The sequence below is a fragment of the Methylobacterium sp. W2 genome (genome assembly GCF_020662345.1).
Classification (GTDB): Bacteria; Pseudomonadota; Alphaproteobacteria; order Rhizobiales; family Beijerinckiaceae; genus Methylobacterium.
Genome location: NZ_VMOA01000016.1, coordinates 24,758 through 41,431 on the forward strand (window position 1 = coordinate 24,758; position 16,674 = coordinate 41,431).

Below are 16,674 nucleotides of genomic sequence, written 5' to 3' on the forward strand. Positions count from 1 at the left end.
TCGGCCCTCCTGCGGGGGGTGAGCCTGTCGGGTCCTCCAGGGGCCCGCGGGCGGCGATCGCCGAGGGTGCCCCGTCACACGAACCGCCGACGCCGGCCTCGACCATGAGGCCTGTCAGGAGACAGAATGACCGCTGGTAACGCCCTGCAGCGTAACCCGAGCCGCGACGACTTCGCGGCTCTCCTCGAGGAGAGCTTCCTCGAGCACGAGATCACCGAAGGTTCCGTCGTCAAGGGTCGCGTCGTCGCGATCGAGAAGGACGTGGCCGTCATCGACATCGGCGCCAAGACGGAAGGCCGTGTCGCCCTCAAGGAATTCAACGGCCCCGGCCGCGAAGGCGAACTTGCCGTCGGCGACGAGGTCGAGGTCTATGTCGACCGCATCGAGAACGCGCTCGGCGAGGCCGTCATCTCGCGCGACAAGGCCCGTCGCGAGGAGAGCTGGGTCAAGCTCGAGAAGGCCTTCGAGGCCAACGAGCGCGTCACCGGCGCGATCTTCAACCAGGTCAAGGGCGGCTACACCGTCGACCTCGACGGCGCCGTGGCGTTCCTGCCGCGCTCGCAGGTGGACATCCGTCCCGTCCGCGACGTCACCCCTCTGCTGGGCACGCCGCAGCCGTTCCAGATCCTCAAGATGGATCGCCGCCGCGGCAACATCGTCGTGTCGCGCCGCACCGTCCTCGAAGAGAGCCGCGCCGAGCAGCGCTCCGAGCTCGTGGCCAACCTCGAAGAGGGTCAGGTCATTGACGGCGTCGTCAAGAACATCACCGAGTACGGCGCCTTCGTCGATCTCGGCGGCATCGACGGCCTGCTCCACGTCACCGACATGGCGTGGCGCCGCGTGAACCATCCGTCCGAGGTCGTGACCATCGGCCAGACGGTCAAGGTCAAGATCATCAAGATCAACCACGAGACCCACCGCATTTCGCTCGGCATCAAGCAGCTGCTCGCCGATCCGTGGGAGGGTATCGCCCAGCGTTACCCGGTCGACGCCAAGCTCAAGGGCCGTGTCACCAACATCACCGATTACGGCGCCTTCGTGGAGCTGGAGCCGGGCATCGAAGGCCTGATCCACGTCTCCGAGATGTCCTGGACGAAGAAGAACGTCCATCCGGGCAAGATCGTCTCCACCTCGCAGGAAGTGGAAGTGCAGATCCTCGAAGTCGATCCCGTCAAGCGCCGCATCTCGCTCGGCCTCAAGCAGACCCTCCAGAACCCCTGGGAGGCCTTTGCCGAGCAGCATCCGGTCGGCTCCGAGGTCGAGGGTGAGGTCAAGAACAAGACCGAGTTCGGTCTGTTCATCGGTCTCGACGGCGACGTCGACGGCATGGTCCACCTGTCGGATCTCGACTGGAACCGTCCCGGCGAGCAGGTCATCGAGGAGTTCAAGAAGGGCGACATGCTGCGCGCCCAGGTTCTCGACGTCGATGTCGAGAAGGAGCGTATCTCGCTCGGCGTGAAGCAGCTCGGCGGCGACCCCTTCACGGAGGCCGGCGAGTTCAAGAAGGGTCAGATCGTGACCTGCGAAGTGCTGGAAGTGAAGGATTCGGGCGTCGAGGTGAAGATCGTCGACACCGACCTCTCCACCTTCATCCGCCGGGCCGAGCTCGCCCGTGACCGTGGCGACCAGCGCCCCGAGCGCTTCGCCGCCGGCGAGAAGTTCGATGCCCGGGTGATCCAGTTCGATCGCAAGGCGCGTCGGGTCCAGCTCTCGATCAAGGCCCTGGAAATGGCCGAGGAGAAGGAGGCGATGGCTCAGTTCGGCTCCGCCGATTCCGGCGCCTCCCTCGGCGAGATCCTCGGTGCCGCCTTCAAGAAGGCCCGCACCAGCGACGACAAGGATGACGCGCAGGACTAAGTCTGGCGCCGATACGAACGGTCGCCGGCTCTCCCGACCCGGTGACCACACCTTGGACGCCCGCGCGGGATCGCCTCCCGCGCGGGCGTTTCTCTGTCTCGACACGCCGTCTCACGGGCAGCCCGTTTCAAAACCCGGACTTTGAACGGATTGCGGCACCCCGCAGATTGTCGCCTCCCGGTCGCTCGTTTAGGAGACGGGCCACTGCGGGACCGGCTCGAATTGCAAACGCCACTGTTCGAGACATCGCCTCTGTTGGACGGGATTCCGGAGCGGCAGCCCGGAGGGGACATTCGGGCCGCATGTCGATCCGCTGGAACGTCTCTGACGTTTCGTCGGTGGCGGTTGCCGATGCCCTTCGTGCAGGCTCGCCGTCGTTCAGAGCTGAGATGCTCGCACGGTTGAGATGCAAGTGCGGGATTTCCCTGGCCATGAAAACATAGTCGACGTTACGAGGCGTCGTATCGATGTGTGGTCTGTAAATGTTCCAGAGAGAAAATTAGAACGTCCAAACCCATCACGAGACTGATAAATAATAGCTGGAAGACTATCGCCGGCCCCTTTACCGACTGGGATCAGCGAAGCATCGATCCGGCAGACTGGTCAAGCCAGCACACCGGGCAAGAATGCCCTCTGGGAAGAAGCGCTCCTCCGATTCTCTCGATCCGATGCCCGGGACGGACAGACGTCCGATGAGGGTCCTTCGGACGTGTTCCGCAGAACGAGGTATGGCGATGAGCGCCGATGACAACGATATGTGCCCGTCCAAGGGCTTTTCCTCCACGGCGCCTGCCCTGAACCGCAGGCAGATCCTCGGCACGGCCTTGACCGGGATGGCGGCCGTGGCCGTGCCCGGCTCCCTGGTTCTCGCCGCTTCTCCGGCGAAGAAGGTCGATGTCCTTCTGATCGGCGGCGGCATCATGAGCGCCACGCTCGGTGTCTGGCTGCGCGAACTCGAACCCAACTGGTCGATCCAGATGATCGAGCGGCTCGACGGTGTGGCGAAGGAGAGTTCCAACGGCTGGAACAACGCCGGCACCGGCCATTCCGCCCTTGCGGAGCTCAACTACACGCCCGAGAAGAAGGACGGGCAGATCGAGATCGCCAAGGCCGTCGAGATCAACGAGGCCTTTCAGGTCACTCGCCAGTTCCTGGCGTGGCAGGTTCGCAACGGCGTCCTGAAGAACCCGCGCTCCTTCATCAACTACACCCCACATATGAGCTTCGTGTGGGGCGACGAGAACATCGCCTTTCTCAAGAAGCGCCATGCCGCGCTCAAAGCGAGCCCGCTCTTCGCCGGCATGGACTATTCGACCGATCCCGAGCAGATTCGGAAATGGGTCCCCCTCATGATGGAGGGCCGCGATCCCAAGCAGAAGATCGCAGCCACCTGGACCTCTCTGGGCACCGACGTGGAGTTCGGCGAGATCACCCGCCAGTTCGTCGCCCATCTGCAGAGCCAGCCGAATTTCGACCTGAAGGCCTCGTCCGAGGTCCGGACCATCGACAAGAACCCCGACGGCTCCTGGCGCGTCATCTCGCGGAACCTCAAGGACGGGTCCGAGCAGATTTTCGACGCCAAGTTCGTCTTCATCGGCGCGGGCGGCGGATCGCTGCATCTCCTGCAGAAATCCGGCATTCCGGAAGGCGAGGATTACGCGGGCTTCCCCGTGGGCGGCTCGTTCCTCGTCAACGAGAATCCCGACGTGACGACGCAGCATCTGGCGAAGGCCTACGGCAAGGCCTCGGTCGGCTCACCTCCGATGTCCGTTCCGCATCTGGACACGCGCGTCCTCGACGGCAAGCGCGTCCTGCTGTTCGGTCCCTTCGCGACCTTCTCCACCAAATTCCTGAAGGAGGGCTCCTATTTCGACCTCCTGTCCTCGACGACCACCAGCAACGTCTGGCCGATGGTTCGTGTGGGCGTGGATGAATACCCGTTGGTGGAGTATCTGGCCGGTCAGCTGATGCTTTCGGACGATGACCGCATCGCCGCCCTGCGCGAGTATTTCCCCAAGGCCAAAAAGGACGAATGGCGCCTGTGGCAGGCGGGCCAGCGCGTGCAGATCATCAAGCGCGACAAGGACAAGGGCGGCGTTCTCAAGCTCGGCACGGAGATCGTCAGCGCGAAGGACGGCAGCATCGCGGCGCTGCTCGGCGCCTCGCCGGGCGCGTCCACCGCGGCTCCGATCATGCTGAAGGTGCTGGAGAAGGTGTTCGCCTCCAAGGTCTCGTCACCGGAATGGCAGGCGAAGCTCCGGCAGATCGTCCCGAGCTACGGCCTGAAGCTGAACGACGATCCGGAGCGGGTCGCACAGGCCTGGGCCTATACGAGCGAGCAGTTGCAGCTCCCGGCGCCCCCACAGATCGACGTGGAGGCACTGAAGCAGACATCCGCCAGCAACACCGTCCTCAACAGCAACCGCACCACCGCAACGAATCCGGTCCACGACCTCGCTCCCTGAGCGAGCGGATCTAGCCGCCAAAAGCCTCCGATGTCGCCGGATCGACATTGGAGGCTTTTGCTTGGGCCGAGCGATCGAGGGGATGGCTGATCCCCGGCACGATGGCCGGGCACCCCTACCAAAACCCCGCATCCCGTCCGGCTTTGCGCCGAAGCCTCGCTTCCCGTCGATGAGTCCTCTTGCCGGTCCACCGGAGGGGGCGCTAGAACACGGCCCTGCTTTCGCGTACCCCGAACTAAGTCGGCATTCCGGCGGAAGGACGCGAGAGCTGCCAACGGCTTGGTGCAATCCGGCGGCAGGTGTGGAACACATCTCGATGGGACGTTTGGAGGCACCTTACCGGTACATCCTTACCTTCCGCGAGCGATTAACCGGCCGCAACGGTCGGATGAGTTGAGGGATCGGGACGATCGCATGGCCGCAGACGCCGAACTTCTGATCGATCGCCGGCGCCTGCGCCGCAAGCTCTCCCTGTGGCGCGTCGTCGGCATCGGCGGGCTCATCGTCGCCGTCGGTGCGGTGGGCTATAGGGTCCGGGGCAATGACGGCTTCGGTTTCCCGGCGGTGAAGCCGCAGATCGCCCGCATCTCCATCGGCGGCTTCATCGCCGGCAGTGAATCGACGACCAAGCTCATCGAGCGGGTCCGCGATGCCGGCGCCGTGCAGGGCGTGATCGTCTCGATCTCGTCGCCGGGCGGCACCACCACCGGCTCGGAAGAACTCTACCGCAACCTGCGCGCGCTGTCCGAGAAGAAGCCGATGGTGGCCTTCGTCGACGGCACGGCGGCCTCCGGCGCCTATATCGCCGCCATCGCGGCCGATCATATCGTCGCGCGGGAAACCGCCCTCGTTGGGTCCATCGGCGTGCTGTTCCAGTATCCCGACCTGTCCGGTCTGCTCGACAAGGTCGGGGTCAAGGTCGAGTCGGTGAAGTCGTCGCCGCTGAAGGCAGAGCCGTCGGGCTTCACCCCGACCTCGCCCGAGGCCCGCGCCGCCCTGGCCGCCGTCGTCGGCGATACCTATGCCTGGTTCAAGGGCCTCGTCTCCGAGCGGCGCAAACTCTCCGAGAAAGAGCTCGCGACCGTGTCCGACGGGCGCGTGTTCAGCGGCCGCCAGAGCGTTCCGCTGAAGCTGGTGGACAGCGTCGGCGGTGAGCGTCAGGCGGTGGTTTGGCTCGAGACGGAGCGCAACGTCGCCAAGGGCCTGCCCATCCGCGATTGGAAGCCGAAATCCGAGAGCGATTTCAAGCTCTGGTCGGCCCTCGGCATGGGTGCCGACCTCCTGGGGCTGGGCGGACTCGCCACGCGCCTGCGCCAGGCCGGAGATGAGACGGCAGGTCTCGCGCAAGGGGGCCTGCTCGCCGTCTGGCGCCCGGGTTCCGCCGATGCGCCTTGAGGGCGACGCCGAACCACGCCTGCTCGGATCACGTCCGCAGGGGTGCCGGACACGCATCATTCCAGGGAAGACCGCCGCATGATCAAGTCGGAGCTCGTGCTCAGGATCGCAGAGCAGAACCCGCATCTCTACCAGCGCGACGTGGAAACCCTGGTGAAGGCGATCCTCGATACGATCGCCGAGGCCTTGGCGCGCGGCGACCGTGTGGAACTGCGCGGCTTCGGCGCGTTCTCGGTCAAGCGCCGCGATGCGCGCCGCGGGCGCAACCCGCGCACCGGTGAGCCCGTTGCCGTCTCCGAGAAGGCCATCCCCGTGTTCAAGACGGGCAAGGAGATGCGCCAGCGACTCAATGAGGCCGGAATCGGCGCTGAGGAGCCCTCCGAGAGCGAGGAAGCCTGAACGCCATGCACAGCCTCGTCCCATCGACCGGAGTGTCTCGATGATCCGCTTCTTCAAGGGTTTGATCCTGCTTCCCGTGGCGATCGTGGTCGTCGCCCTGGCGGTCGCCAACCGTGAGGTCGTCCGCCTGTCCTTCGATCCGTTCACGACGGACACGCCGGCCTTCAGCCTGCCGCTGCCGCTCTACGTCCTGATCTTCGCCTCCGTCGCCATCGGCATCCTCTGCGGCGGCATCGGCACGTGGCTGGGCCAGTCGAGCACGCGGCGGACGAGCGCCGCCCGCCGCCGCGAGATCCGTCGCCTGGAAGGCGAGACCGAGCGTCTGAAGTCGCGTGTCGCGGCGAGCGAGCCTGCCCCGGCCGAGCGTTATCCCGGTCTCGACAGCCGCGTTGCGCTCCCGGCGCCGCGTTAGGCCGGGCGCCGTCATGCCGTCGATCCGGGTCAAGATCTGCGGTCTGAGCACGCCCGACACTCTCGACACGGCGCTCTCGGCCGGGACCGACCTCGTCGGCTTCGTGCATTTCCCAAAGAGCCCGCGCCATGTCCCTCTGGAGACGGCGCGCCAGCTGTCGGAACAGGCAAAGGGCAGGGCGGAGCGGGTCGTCCTCCTCGTGGACCCCGACGACGCCCTGATCGACGCGGCCCTTGGTGCCGTCGATCCAGACTGGATCCAGCTTCACGGGCACGAGACGCCGGAGCGGGTCGCGGCCATCCGCGACCGCAGCGGCCGCCCCGTAATGAAGGCGCTCGGCGTCTCGACGCGCTCGGACCTCGCCGCCATCCTCGCCTATGGAGCGGCAGACCGCCTCCTTCTCGACGCGAAGCCGCCGCCGGACGCAGCCCTTCCCGGTGGCAACGGCCTCGCCTTCGATTGGGATCTTCTTTTAGGGCAGACCCTGCCGGCGGGGACGATGCTCTCGGGCGGCCTCACCCCGGACAACGTCGCCGAGGCCCTCACGCGGACGGGACTGCGCGCCGTCGACGTCTCCTCGGGCGTCGAGACACGGCCGGGGGAGAAGAGCCCGGAGCGCATCGCCGCCTTCATCGCGGCGGTTCGGAACTACGAATAGGGTCCGATTTCACAAATCGACGCGTTCGCCGCATTGTAGTGCCCCCCCGCGCGGGTCTAGGCCTTGGCGCAACCCCATACCGAACGCAGAGGCCCGGCGGTGATCCGCCGGCCCAAGACGCGAAGGACGACAACCGTGACCATCGCCCCCTCTCCGAACTCGTTCCGCAACGGACCGGACGAGCGCGGCCGCTTCGGCATCTTCGGCGGTCGCTTCGTCGCCGAGACGCTGATGCCGCTCATCCTCGATCTCGAGAAGGCCTATACGGAGGCCAAGGCCGATCCGTCCTTCCAGGAGGAGATGAACGGCCACCTGACCCATTATGTCGGCCGCCCGAGCCCGCTCTACTATGCCGAGCGCATCACCGAACACCTGCGCGCGACATCGGCCCCGGGCCATGGGGCCAAGGTCTTCTTCAAGCGCGAAGAGCTGAACCATACCGGCTCGCACAAGGTGAACAACGTGCTCGGCCAGATCATGCTGGCTCGCCGCATGGGCAAGCCGCGGATCATCGCCGAGACCGGCGCCGGTCAGCACGGGGTCGCAACCGCCACCCTCTGCGCCCGGTTCGGTCTGAAATGCGTCGTCTACATGGGCGCCGTCGACGTGGCGCGCCAGGCGCCCAACGTCTTCCGCATGAAAATGCTCGGGGCCGAGGTGATCCCGGTGGAATCCGGCACCAAGACCCTCAAGGACGCCATGAACGAGGCGCTACGCGACTGGGTCACCAACGTCGCCGACACGTTCTATTGTATCGGCACGGTGGCCGGCCCGCACCCGTATCCGGCGATGGTGCGCGATTTTCAGTCGATCATCGGCCGGGAGACCAGGGAGCAGATGCTGGAGATGGAAGGGCGCCTGCCCGACTCGCTCATCGCCTGCATTGGCGGCGGCTCCAACGCCATGGGCCTGTTCCACCCGTTCCTCGATGACCGCGAGGTGGAGATCTACGGGGTCGAGGCCGCCGGCCACGGCATCTCGTCGGGCCTCCACGCCGCCTCCCTGTCGGGCGGAAAGCCGGGCGTGCTCCACGGCAACCGGACCTACCTGCTGCAGAACGAGGACGGCCAGATCGCCGACGCCCACTCGATCTCGGCCGGCCTCGACTATCCGGGCATCGGCCCCGAACACGCTTGGCTGCACGAGGCCAAGCGCGTCACCTACCTCTCGGCGACGGATTCCGAGACCCTGGAGGCGTTCAAGCTGTGCTCGATGCTGGAAGGCATCATCCCGGCCCTCGAGCCGGCCCACGCCCTCGCCAAGGTGTTCGAGATCGCGCCGACGAAGCCCGCCGAGCATCTGATGGTGCTCAATCTCTCGGGCCGTGGCGACAAGGACATCCCGCAGGTGGCCGAGATCCTGGGCACCCGCCTCTGACAAAACCGCGCCGGGGAGTGGCCAAGTCGCAAACTCCCCGTTGACACCCGAAGGCGGATTTCTTTATACCGCCGATCTCTTCAGGGGCGCCCGCACCGCGCGGGCTCCTTTGTTATGGCGGGGTAGCTCAGTTGGTTAGAGCAGAGGAATCATAATCCTTGTGTCGGGAGTTCAAATCTCTCCCTCGCTACCAAGAATTTGACCCGCTAAGTCCATGACTTGGCGGGTTTTTCTTTGCGTATCCTCGATCCGTCGAAACATCCCGGCGGCGGCTAGCCGATGGCGAGATTGAGCGTGCGATCCGCCGGCGAAAGCCTGACCTGGCGGCCCCATTCGAAGGCCAGGAAATCCTGCTCGATCCCGTCGGCGAAGACGACGCCGCCATCGTTCATCCGCGAGGTGACGACGAGCCCGGCATCGGTCAGCTTGCCCGCGCGCAGCCGCGTGCCGCTGGCGACGCTCGGGAACGGCTCGCGTACCCAGTAGCCCACCGCCGCCTCCTCCGCGCCGAGGGGGAGGGCGAGATGCGTGGCCTCGGCGATGGACCGCGCCCAGCCGGTCACCCCCGTGCCGGACGCCACGATGAGCCCGCTGGAGGATTGATCCTCGGCCTCGCCGGCCGCTTCCACCCTGTAGCGCGCGGATTGGTGGCTGCGGTGCCCGACGAAGATCTCGTTCAGCGCGAACAGCGTCTCGCCCTGGTCGAGCACGGCCTGGACCATGGTGCGCCGCTCCACCTGCGCCGCACCGTTGACGCTGGCGATGAGCACTTGCCCGAGCCGCTCGACGGCGACCCGGACGAGGATCCCGTCATAGAGGTCGGGGGCCGGGTTGACGCCGATCACCGGCTGCGCGCCGAGATACTTCGCGACATTGGCGACGAGCCCGTCCTGGCCCACGGCGACGACGACGTCGTCCGCGGCGAACAGGAAGCGGTCGAGGTCGGCGCGCCGCACCAGCGCCTGGCGCCACTCACCCGGGACCGAGGCCCGTGCCTGGCTCAGCACGGCGTGGAACCGTTCGTGCCGCTCGATCACATCCTCGAGCTTCTGCCCGCGACTCTCGAGGAAGAACCGCGCCTGCCCGCTCGTGGCGTGCCGGGCGATCAGGGCCTCGTAATCGGTCTCGCGGATGACGAAGACCGCGCGGTGGGTGAGGGCGGCCATGCCTAGCGGGCTCCCACCATGGGACGGGCCTTGTGAAACTCGCCCATCACGGCGGCGAGGAGATCGGGCGTCACGCTGACATGCTCAATCGTATCGAGCTTGCCCGCCAGTTCCTGTGCGGCGAGGCCGAGCAGGATCGCGGGCGGCAGATCGCGGTAGATCGCGACGCGCTGTGCCTCGGCCAGGACCTTGGCTCCCTCGACGAGGCGGATGCGCTCGGCCTCCGCCATCGCCTCGACGCCCTGTGCCTCGGCGAGGCCGGCCGCACGGCTTCGCGCGTTCTCCGCCTCCTCGGCGATGAGGAGCTTCTCCCGGCGCGCCAGTTCCGTCCGCGTGGCGAGCTCGTTCTCGGCGATGGCGCGCTCCTTCTCCACGGCGAGGGCGCGGCGGGAGAAGGTCGCCTCGTCGGCCTTCTGCTGCAGAGCCTCGAAGGTCGGGGTCTGCAGGGCACGTTCGAGCTCGCTCGTCGGCGCGAGGTTGGTGAGCCGCACCGACACGGCCGCGACCCCGATCTCGGCCAGGGACTGGTCGGCCGCCAGTACGGCCTCCAGCCCCCCGCGCAGGGGTTCGGGGCCGGCATCGAGGATGGTACGCACCGGCTTGCCGCCGAGATATTGCAGCACCGCCTGACTGGCGATGCCGGCCATGCGCGCTTCGATCTTCTCGATCGGCTCGCCCTGGAGCTTGCCGGTGCCAAGGCCGATGGAGAAGTCGATACGGCTGGCCAGACGCTCGGGATCGACCACGTGCCAGCCGATCGTCCCCTGCACGGCGACGGCCTGGAAATCCTGGCTGCGGCCACGGACGAACAGCGTCATCTCGCGGTCGTCTATGGGCAACTCGGCGATGCTCGACGTCTCCGGACGGAACCAGAACACGAGGCCCCGGCCGCTCTGGCGGATGCGCCCCTTGCGATAGCGGATGACGTGGCTGCTGGCCTCGCTCCTCAATTGCGCGATCAGGCCGATGTTACGGATCGACGCCATGGAAACCTCCTGTTCGGTCAGCGCGACGGTTGAAATCGGTAGAGTTCGGCGGGGCGAAACGACGTTCCGGCCTCGCGCAATCCGGTCGGCGCCAGCCAGCCCCGGTCGAGCATCCGGCGTCGGAAAGCCGGCTTGTTGAGCGTGGTGCCGAGAACCGCCTCGTGCACGTCCTGCAGCTGCCGCAGGGTGAAATGCTCGGGCAGGAGAGCAAAGCCCACATCCGAATAATCGAGCTTGCCGCGCAGGCGCAGCATCGCCATCGCCAGGATGTCCGCATGGTCGAAGGCGAGGGGCAGAACCTCACCCTTGGGTGACAGCGCCGCCACATCTCCGCCGGCCTCGCCCGACCAGGGCACCTCGATCCTGGCCGCCACGAGGGAGGGTGCGCGCTCCAGGGCCTCGGCGAGGGCGGCCTCCGGCAGGAGGGCAAGGTAGGCCACGCTGACGATCCGCATGCGCGGATCGCGGGCAAGCGCGCCGAATGTGTAGAGCTGCTCCAGATGCACCCCAGCGATGCCCGCCTTCTCGTGCAGGACCTGGATGGCGGCCGCGTCGAGGGTCTGGTCGATCCCGACGAAGCCGCCGGGCAGCGCCCAGCGGCCGGCATGCGGATGCTGCTCGCGCTTCAGCAGCAGCGCCGTCAGGCGACCTTCGCGCAGGCCCAGCAGGACGAGATCGACGGCGAGGGCAGGGCGCTCGTAGGCGGCGGGATCGTACTCCGCCAGGAATTCGGATTCAGTCACGGACCAGCCTTATATGCGTTCTGCAACTTAGTTAGATGCATACTACACATAAGGCAAGGGCCGAGTTCGAAGTCATCCGGAACGATGGTGAGGATCGGATTTGATCGGGTCCGATGGTCTCCGGCCCGCCCGCTCTCACGGCCTCCGGATGGGGGAGAAGACGCTTTCCTCGGCAAGGCGTGACGGCCTTCACACATCTCGCCGTCGCAGATCTCGCGGGATGCGCGAGCTCCTTCTCCTGCCAAGAGAGGGGACCCGCGATGCCAGTGAGATGTGTGAACGCCGTAGCGCAAAGGGGAAGGCACCGCACAGAGGCCAATGACGTTGGAGTGCTTCCGTGAGATCGTCATCGGGTCCGGCCCAACCCTTGCTCTCCGCCATGCGGCGGTTCCGCCGGATCGGGGTTTGAGGAGGAAGCCATGGCCGAGATGCCGAAGACCGAGCCCGCATCGGGTGGGCTCGATGCCTATATCGACGCCGCCTCGGCGCTTCTGGGCATTCCCCTCGACCCCGCCTGGGTCGCGGCGGTGGGGGCGAACCTCACCGTGCTGCACAGCGCCGCCGGCCTGGTCGCAGGATTTCCCCTGCCTGACGAGGCGGAACCGGCTCCGGTCTTCGCGGCGTGAGCGGCGACATGACCGATCCGAGCACGATGCACGCGGCCGATATCGCCGGGTCCGTCAGGGATGGGGTGATCAGCGCCCGCGCAGTGACCGAGGCCGTGCTGGCGCGCATCGCGCGGGTGGATGTCTCGGTCAACGCCTTCACCGACGTGCTGCCCGAACGCGCTCTGACCAGGGCCGACGCCGTCGATGCGGCGCGAGCCCGTGGGGAGGCGCTGGGACCGCTGGCGGGCGTGCCCTTCGCGGTGAAGAACCTCATCGACATCGCGGGCCTGCCGACGCGGGCGGGCTCGAAGATCAACCGCGATCTCGCTCCCGCCGAACGGGACGGCGCCCTGGTGCGACGGCTCGAAGCCGCCGGGGCCATCCTCGTGGGCGGCCTCAACATGGGCGAGTACGCCTATGATTTCACCGGCGAGAACGTCCATGACGGGGCGACCCGCAACCCGCACGATCTCGGGCACATGTCCGGCGGCTCGTCCGGGGGCTCGGGGGGCGCCATCGGCGCGGGCCTCGTCCCCCTGGCCCTCGGCTCGGACACCAACGGCTCGATCCGCGTCCCGTCCGCCTTCTGCGGCTGCTTCGGGCTGAAGCCCACCTATGGCCGGCTGACGCGGGCGGGCAGCTTCCCCTTCGTCGGCAGCCTCGATCATCTCGGGCCGATGGCGCGCAGCGTCACCGACCTCGCCTTGTCCTACGATGCCATGCAGGGACCCGATCCGGACGACCCGGTGGCGACGACCCGCGCCCCCGATCCCGCCATGCCGAGCCTCGATGCCGGCATCGGCGATCTGCGGATCGCCGTGGCGGGGGGATACTTCGCGCGTGGCGGTGATGACGAGGCCTTCATGGCGGTGGAAACCCTCGCCGCCTCCCTGGGCGCCAAGCGCCGGGTGGAGATCCCCGAAGCCGCGCGGGCGCGGGCGGCCGCCTATCTCATCACCGCCGCCGAGGGCGCCGCCCTCCATCTCGACCGGCTGCGGACCCGCGCCGCCGATTTCGACCCGGCCGTGCGCGACCGGCTGATCGCGGGGGCGATGATCCCGGCCCCCTTCGTCGAGCGCGCGCAACGCTTCCGCCGCTGGTACCGGGCGGCGATGCTCGATCTGTTCCGCGAGGTCGACATCATCCTGGCCCCCTCGACCCCGTGCCGGGCGCCGAGATCGGGCCAGGTCACCTTCGAACTCGACGGGGTGACGCTGCCGGTGCGGGCGAATATCGGCGTCTTCACCCAGCCGATCTCGTTCATCGGCCTGCCCGTGGTGGCGGTGCCGGTGCGGCTCGATGACGGCCTGCCCCTCGGCGTCCAGGTGATCGCAGCCCCGTGGCGCGAGGATCTGGCGCTTCGGGTCGCGCGGCATCTGGAACGGGACGGCGTGGTCTGCGCGCCGCACGCGATCCTGTGAGCGCGCCGATGGAGATCGATGCGCCCGAGGTGATCGCCGAGGTCGAAGCCGCCTTCGCCGCCTATGAGACGGCGCTCACCGGCAACGACGTGGCGACGCTGGAAGCCCTGTTCCACGACGATCCCCGCACCATCCGCTACGGCGGGGGCGAGAACCTCTACGGCATGGACGCGATCCGTGCCTTCCGCCGCGCCCGCTCGCCGGTCGGACTGGAACGCACCCTGTCCGATACGGTGATCACGGCCTACGGGCGCGACACGGCGGTGGCGATGACCCTGTTCCGCCGCGAGGGATCGCCCGGCAAGATCGGCCGGCAGAGCCAGACATGGATCCGCTTCCCCGATGGCTGGAAGGTCGTAGCCGCGCATGTGAGCGTCATCGACGATTGAAGCTCTAAAACTCCCCCCCGGGCGCGGGAGAGGTGTAGCTTCAGGGCGCAGGAAATCCGCGGCGTCTGCTCACGGTTCCTGAGGCGTCGTCTCGGTGACGACGCGGCGCAGGCGTCCCTTGCGCTTCTCGTACTGGAACATCGAGGTTAGGGTCGGATCGCTTAGGCCCGGCGCCGGGACCATCGGCTCCTGTGCCGGTGCTGGTTGAATCGCCGGGGCGGGGGCCACCCGCTCTAGCGCGAGGCGGACCACCTCGCGGTCGCGCCGGATCAGAGCTGCCACGGCGCCGTCGGCAGCCAGCGTCGCGCTGGCGCCATCGCTGAACTTGATCGGCAGGGTCGCAACGGTAGAGGCCGAGGGATCGAGCACGTCGAGCCCGAGGCCGACGAAGGAGGCGGCAAAGCCGAAGGGCGCCGGCAATCCTTTGGTCGAGGTGGCGAGTGCGCCCTGAAGACCGCGTACGATGTCGCCGCTCCAATGCGGCTCGGGCGCCGGCTCGGGCGGCGTGCCGAAATCGGAGAGATCCTCCACGCCACGCGTATCGCCATTGGGAAAGCGGAAGACGCCGTCCTCGTAGGTGGCCACTCCCTCGCCGAAGGAGCCCGCCGTGATCCGGATATCCGTCATCGTGCCGTCCAGGCGGACGTCGCCCGCCGCCATCTCCCAAAACTACGCAGCGATGTGTTCGAAACAGGGCGCCCTCTCAGGCGACGGGTGCCGGTGCCGTGCCGTAGGCCTCCGCCATCCGGGCGATCGCATCGAGCTTGGCATGGAGCGCCGACCAGTCGTCCCGGTCGGCGATGGGATCCCACAGGCTCTCGACCTCGTCGATCAGCATCGTGCAGGGCGTGGCCCCGGCGAAATACGGGTGGTCGAGGCGGATGTTCTCCACCGGCGAGAGGGATGCGAGGCTGGCCCTGACGGCGGCGAAATCCTCGCGCTCGTAGAAGGCGGATGACGGGCTCGCCGCCGCGCGATCGGAACTGGCGAGACCACCGTACCAGTCGAAAAAGGTCTGCTCGAAGGGTGCCCGGCTCTTCGCCAAAAAGCCCCAGAACGCGGCGACGAAGCGGTGCAGGTCTCCCTCGTCGGCGGGCTTGGCGAGGCCGAGCCGGGCCAGGAGCGCGTCGGCGAAGGCGTCCTGCAGGCTCGATCCGAAGACTTTAAGGGCGCCTTCGAGGGCGTCGCGGTCGGCGAGCGGCGTCAGGCATTCCGCGAGCCGGCTGAGATTCCAGAACAGGGCCTCGGGCTGGCGGCCGAAACTGTAGAGCCCATGGACGTCGAAATAGGCGGCGGTGAAGCCCGGGTCGCTGGTCGGCGCGAAGCGCCAGGGGCCGTAATCGAAGCTCTCGCCCGTGATGTTGATGTTGTCGGTGTTGAGCACCCCGTGGACGAAGCCCGCCGCCATCCACTGCGCGCCCGTGCGGGCGACCCGCCGGCAGACCTGTTCCAGGAAGGCGACGGCACGGAGCGCGGTCTCCTCGCGCCAGGCCTCCGGCAGGTAGGTGCGCACCGCATAATCGAGAAGCTTCTCGATGTTGTGCGGCTCGTCCAGCGCCAACAGGCGCTGGAAGCTGCCGATGCGGATATGGGAATGGCTGAGGCGCACGAGAACGCTGGACCGGGTGGGGGAGGGCTCGTCGCCCCGCTCCAGCTCTTCACCGGTCTCGATGAGGCTAAAGGTCTTCGAGGTGTCGACGCCCAGGGCCTCGAGCATGGAGGTGGCGAGGATCTCGCGCATGCCCCCCTTCAGGGTGAGGCGGCCATCGGCCGTGCGCGACCACGGCGTGGTGCCGCTACCCTTGGTGGCAAGATCGAGAAGGCGCCCATCCGCAAGGTCGTGGAGCTGCGCGAACAGGAAACCGCGCCCATCGCCGAGATCGGCGTTGTAGGAGCGGAACTGGTGGCCGTGATAGCGTAGCGCCAGGGGCTGGGGCAGGCTGCCGGCGAGCGGCTGGAACCGGCCGAAATGCGCGATCCACGATTCGTCGGAGAGGCCATCGAGACCGACCCGCGCCGACCAGGGCCGGTTTCGGTAGCGCAGGATCGTCTTCGGGAAATCGGCGGCGGCGACGACGTCGTAGAAATCGGGGCCGAGTTCGGCGTGCTTCGCGGCGGTGCGTGGTGTTGGCATGGGCGAGCGTGGGTTCCTACGATGGCGACCCGGACTCTAGCGAGGGCGGGCCGGCGATGACAGCCGTCCCCAATCGATACGAGCGCCTATCGGGGGCGGGTCACGCCCTTCCGAACCGCCGCTGCTCTGCCCGGCTTGCCAGGATGACGACCTTGCCGGGAAACCGCTCGATCAGGGCGAGGTTCCGGGCTCGCCTCTTGCGGTTCCAGGTCCAGACGTAGCGCAGGAACTCGGCATCGAGCCGTTCCGGGCATCCGCGCGCTGCATCCGGCCGGACCCGGCCATAGCTCGCCATCAGGCGCCGGATCACGCGCGCCATCGTCAGCCAGGCCGGAAGATCGAGATAGACCAGGGTATCCGCCGCCTCGAAGCGCGGCCCGATGACGTCCGTGTAATTCCCGTCGATGATCCAGCGGGGGAGGGCCGCGAGGCGCTCGACCTCGGCACGGAACTCTTCCACCGGCACGGGCTCCCACCCGGGACGAAAATAGGCCTGGTCGAGGTGGAAGACGGGCAGGTGATGCGCGGCGCCGAGACGCCGCGCCAGTGTCGATTTTCCGCTTCCGGGCGGCCCCATGACGATGATGCGCTGCATCCGCGAGGCATACCGCGCCGGGCGTGGATCTCACCAGTCGGCGGAGGCGCATTCGCCGGATCGTCGCCT

Annotated in this window: 16 protein-coding genes and 1 tRNA gene; 11 read left to right on the forward strand and 6 right to left on the reverse strand. The window is 67.4% G+C overall.

Annotated elements, in window-relative coordinates; genetic code table 11:
• The first annotated feature begins 126 nt into the window (after positions 1 to 126).
• The 8 genes from rpsA (at position 127) to FPV16_RS11115 (ending at position 8,756) form a co-directional block, all read left to right on the forward strand.
• A complete protein-coding gene (rpsA, locus tag FPV16_RS11080) occupies positions 127 to 1,857 on the forward strand; it encodes a 30S ribosomal protein S1 (RefSeq protein ID WP_227438246.1) in 1,731 nt (576 codons plus the stop codon).
• 734 nt (positions 1,858 to 2,591) lie between these two features.
• A complete protein-coding gene (gene mqo / locus FPV16_RS11085; RefSeq protein WP_227438247.1) occupies positions 2,592 to 4,322 on the forward strand; it encodes a malate dehydrogenase (quinone) in 1,731 nt (576 codons plus the stop codon).
• Positions 4,323 to 4,736: 414 nt separating this feature from the next.
• The gene (gene sppA, locus FPV16_RS11090) at positions 4,737 to 5,717 is read left to right on the forward strand and encodes a signal peptide peptidase SppA (protein WP_227438248.1); all 981 of its coding nucleotides are present in this window, start codon (positions 4,737 to 4,739) and stop codon (positions 5,715 to 5,717) included.
• Between the two features lie 78 nt (positions 5,718 to 5,795).
• On the forward strand, positions 5,796 to 6,116 hold the full coding sequence (gene ihfB / locus FPV16_RS11095; RefSeq protein WP_227438249.1) for an integration host factor subunit beta: 321 nt from the start codon (positions 5,796 to 5,798) through the stop codon (positions 6,114 to 6,116).
• A 40-nt stretch (positions 6,117 to 6,156) separates the two neighbouring features.
• Entirely contained in the window at positions 6,157 to 6,528 is a 372-nt protein-coding gene (locus FPV16_RS11100) for a lipopolysaccharide assembly protein LapA domain-containing protein (RefSeq protein WP_056252984.1), read from the forward strand.
• A gap of 13 nt (positions 6,529 to 6,541) precedes the next feature.
• Positions 6,542 to 7,186 (forward strand): phosphoribosylanthranilate isomerase, encoded by a 645-nt coding sequence (locus FPV16_RS11105; protein WP_227438250.1) that lies wholly within the window; start codon positions 6,542 to 6,544, stop codon positions 7,184 to 7,186.
• Between the two features lie 135 nt (positions 7,187 to 7,321).
• Positions 7,322 to 8,563 carry a tryptophan synthase subunit beta gene (gene trpB, locus FPV16_RS11110; protein WP_227438251.1) on the forward strand — a complete coding sequence of 414 codons (1,242 nt, stop codon included), beginning with the start codon at positions 7,322 to 7,324 and terminating at the stop codon, positions 8,561 to 8,563.
• Positions 8,564 to 8,679: 116 nt separating this feature from the next.
• Positions 8,680 to 8,756 (forward strand) — tRNA-Met (locus tag FPV16_RS11115).
• Positions 8,757 to 8,835: 79 nt separating this feature from the next.
• Here the strand turns inward: FPV16_RS11115 and FPV16_RS11120 are convergent.
• From FPV16_RS11120 to FPV16_RS11130, 3 genes are read right to left on the reverse strand one after another with little or no spacing between them, the layout of a single operon-like run.
• Positions 8,836 to 9,729: a hypothetical protein gene (locus FPV16_RS11120; protein WP_227438252.1), complete on the reverse strand. Its 894-nt coding sequence runs from the start codon at positions 9,727 to 9,729 to the stop codon at positions 8,836 to 8,838.
• A gap of 2 nt (positions 9,730 to 9,731) precedes the next feature.
• Entirely contained in the window at positions 9,732 to 10,715 is a 984-nt protein-coding gene (locus FPV16_RS11125) for an SPFH domain-containing protein (RefSeq protein ID WP_227438253.1), read from the reverse strand.
• A gap of 17 nt (positions 10,716 to 10,732) precedes the next feature.
• On the reverse strand, positions 10,733 to 11,458 hold the full coding sequence (locus tag FPV16_RS11130; protein ID WP_227438254.1) for an NrtR DNA-binding winged helix domain-containing protein: 726 nt from the start codon (positions 11,456 to 11,458) through the stop codon (positions 10,733 to 10,735).
• Positions 11,459 to 11,877: 419 nt separating this feature from the next.
• Between FPV16_RS11130 and FPV16_RS11135 the strand changes: the two genes are divergently transcribed.
• From FPV16_RS11135 to hpxZ, 3 genes are read left to right on the forward strand one after another with little or no spacing between them, the layout of a single operon-like run.
• Positions 11,878 to 12,084: a DUF4089 domain-containing protein gene (locus FPV16_RS11135; protein ID WP_227438255.1), complete on the forward strand. Its 207-nt coding sequence runs from the start codon at positions 11,878 to 11,880 to the stop codon at positions 12,082 to 12,084.
• Between the two features lie 8 nt (positions 12,085 to 12,092).
• The gene (locus FPV16_RS11140) at positions 12,093 to 13,487 is read left to right on the forward strand and encodes an AtzE family amidohydrolase (protein WP_227438256.1); all 1,395 of its coding nucleotides are present in this window, start codon (positions 12,093 to 12,095) and stop codon (positions 13,485 to 13,487) included.
• A gap of 8 nt (positions 13,488 to 13,495) precedes the next feature.
• A complete protein-coding gene (gene hpxZ, locus FPV16_RS11145) occupies positions 13,496 to 13,876 on the forward strand; it encodes an oxalurate catabolism protein HpxZ (RefSeq protein WP_227438319.1) in 381 nt (126 codons plus the stop codon).
• 69 nt (positions 13,877 to 13,945) lie between these two features.
• Here the strand turns inward: hpxZ and FPV16_RS11150 are convergent, their stop codons facing one another.
• The 3 genes from FPV16_RS11150 to FPV16_RS11160 form a co-directional block, all read right to left on the reverse strand.
• Complete coding sequence (locus FPV16_RS11150) at positions 13,946 to 14,503, reverse strand: hypothetical protein (RefSeq protein WP_227438257.1); 558 nt, start codon at positions 14,501 to 14,503, stop codon at positions 13,946 to 13,948.
• Positions 14,504 to 14,579: 76 nt separating this feature from the next.
• The gene (locus FPV16_RS11155; protein ID WP_227438258.1) at positions 14,580 to 16,010 is read right to left on the reverse strand and encodes a protein adenylyltransferase SelO; all 1,431 of its coding nucleotides are present in this window, start codon (positions 16,008 to 16,010) and stop codon (positions 14,580 to 14,582) included.
• 100 nt (positions 16,011 to 16,110) lie between these two features.
• Complete coding sequence (locus tag FPV16_RS11160) at positions 16,111 to 16,605, reverse strand: hypothetical protein (RefSeq protein WP_227438259.1); 495 nt, start codon at positions 16,603 to 16,605, stop codon at positions 16,111 to 16,113.
• Between the last annotated feature and the right edge of the window lie 69 nt (positions 16,606 to 16,674).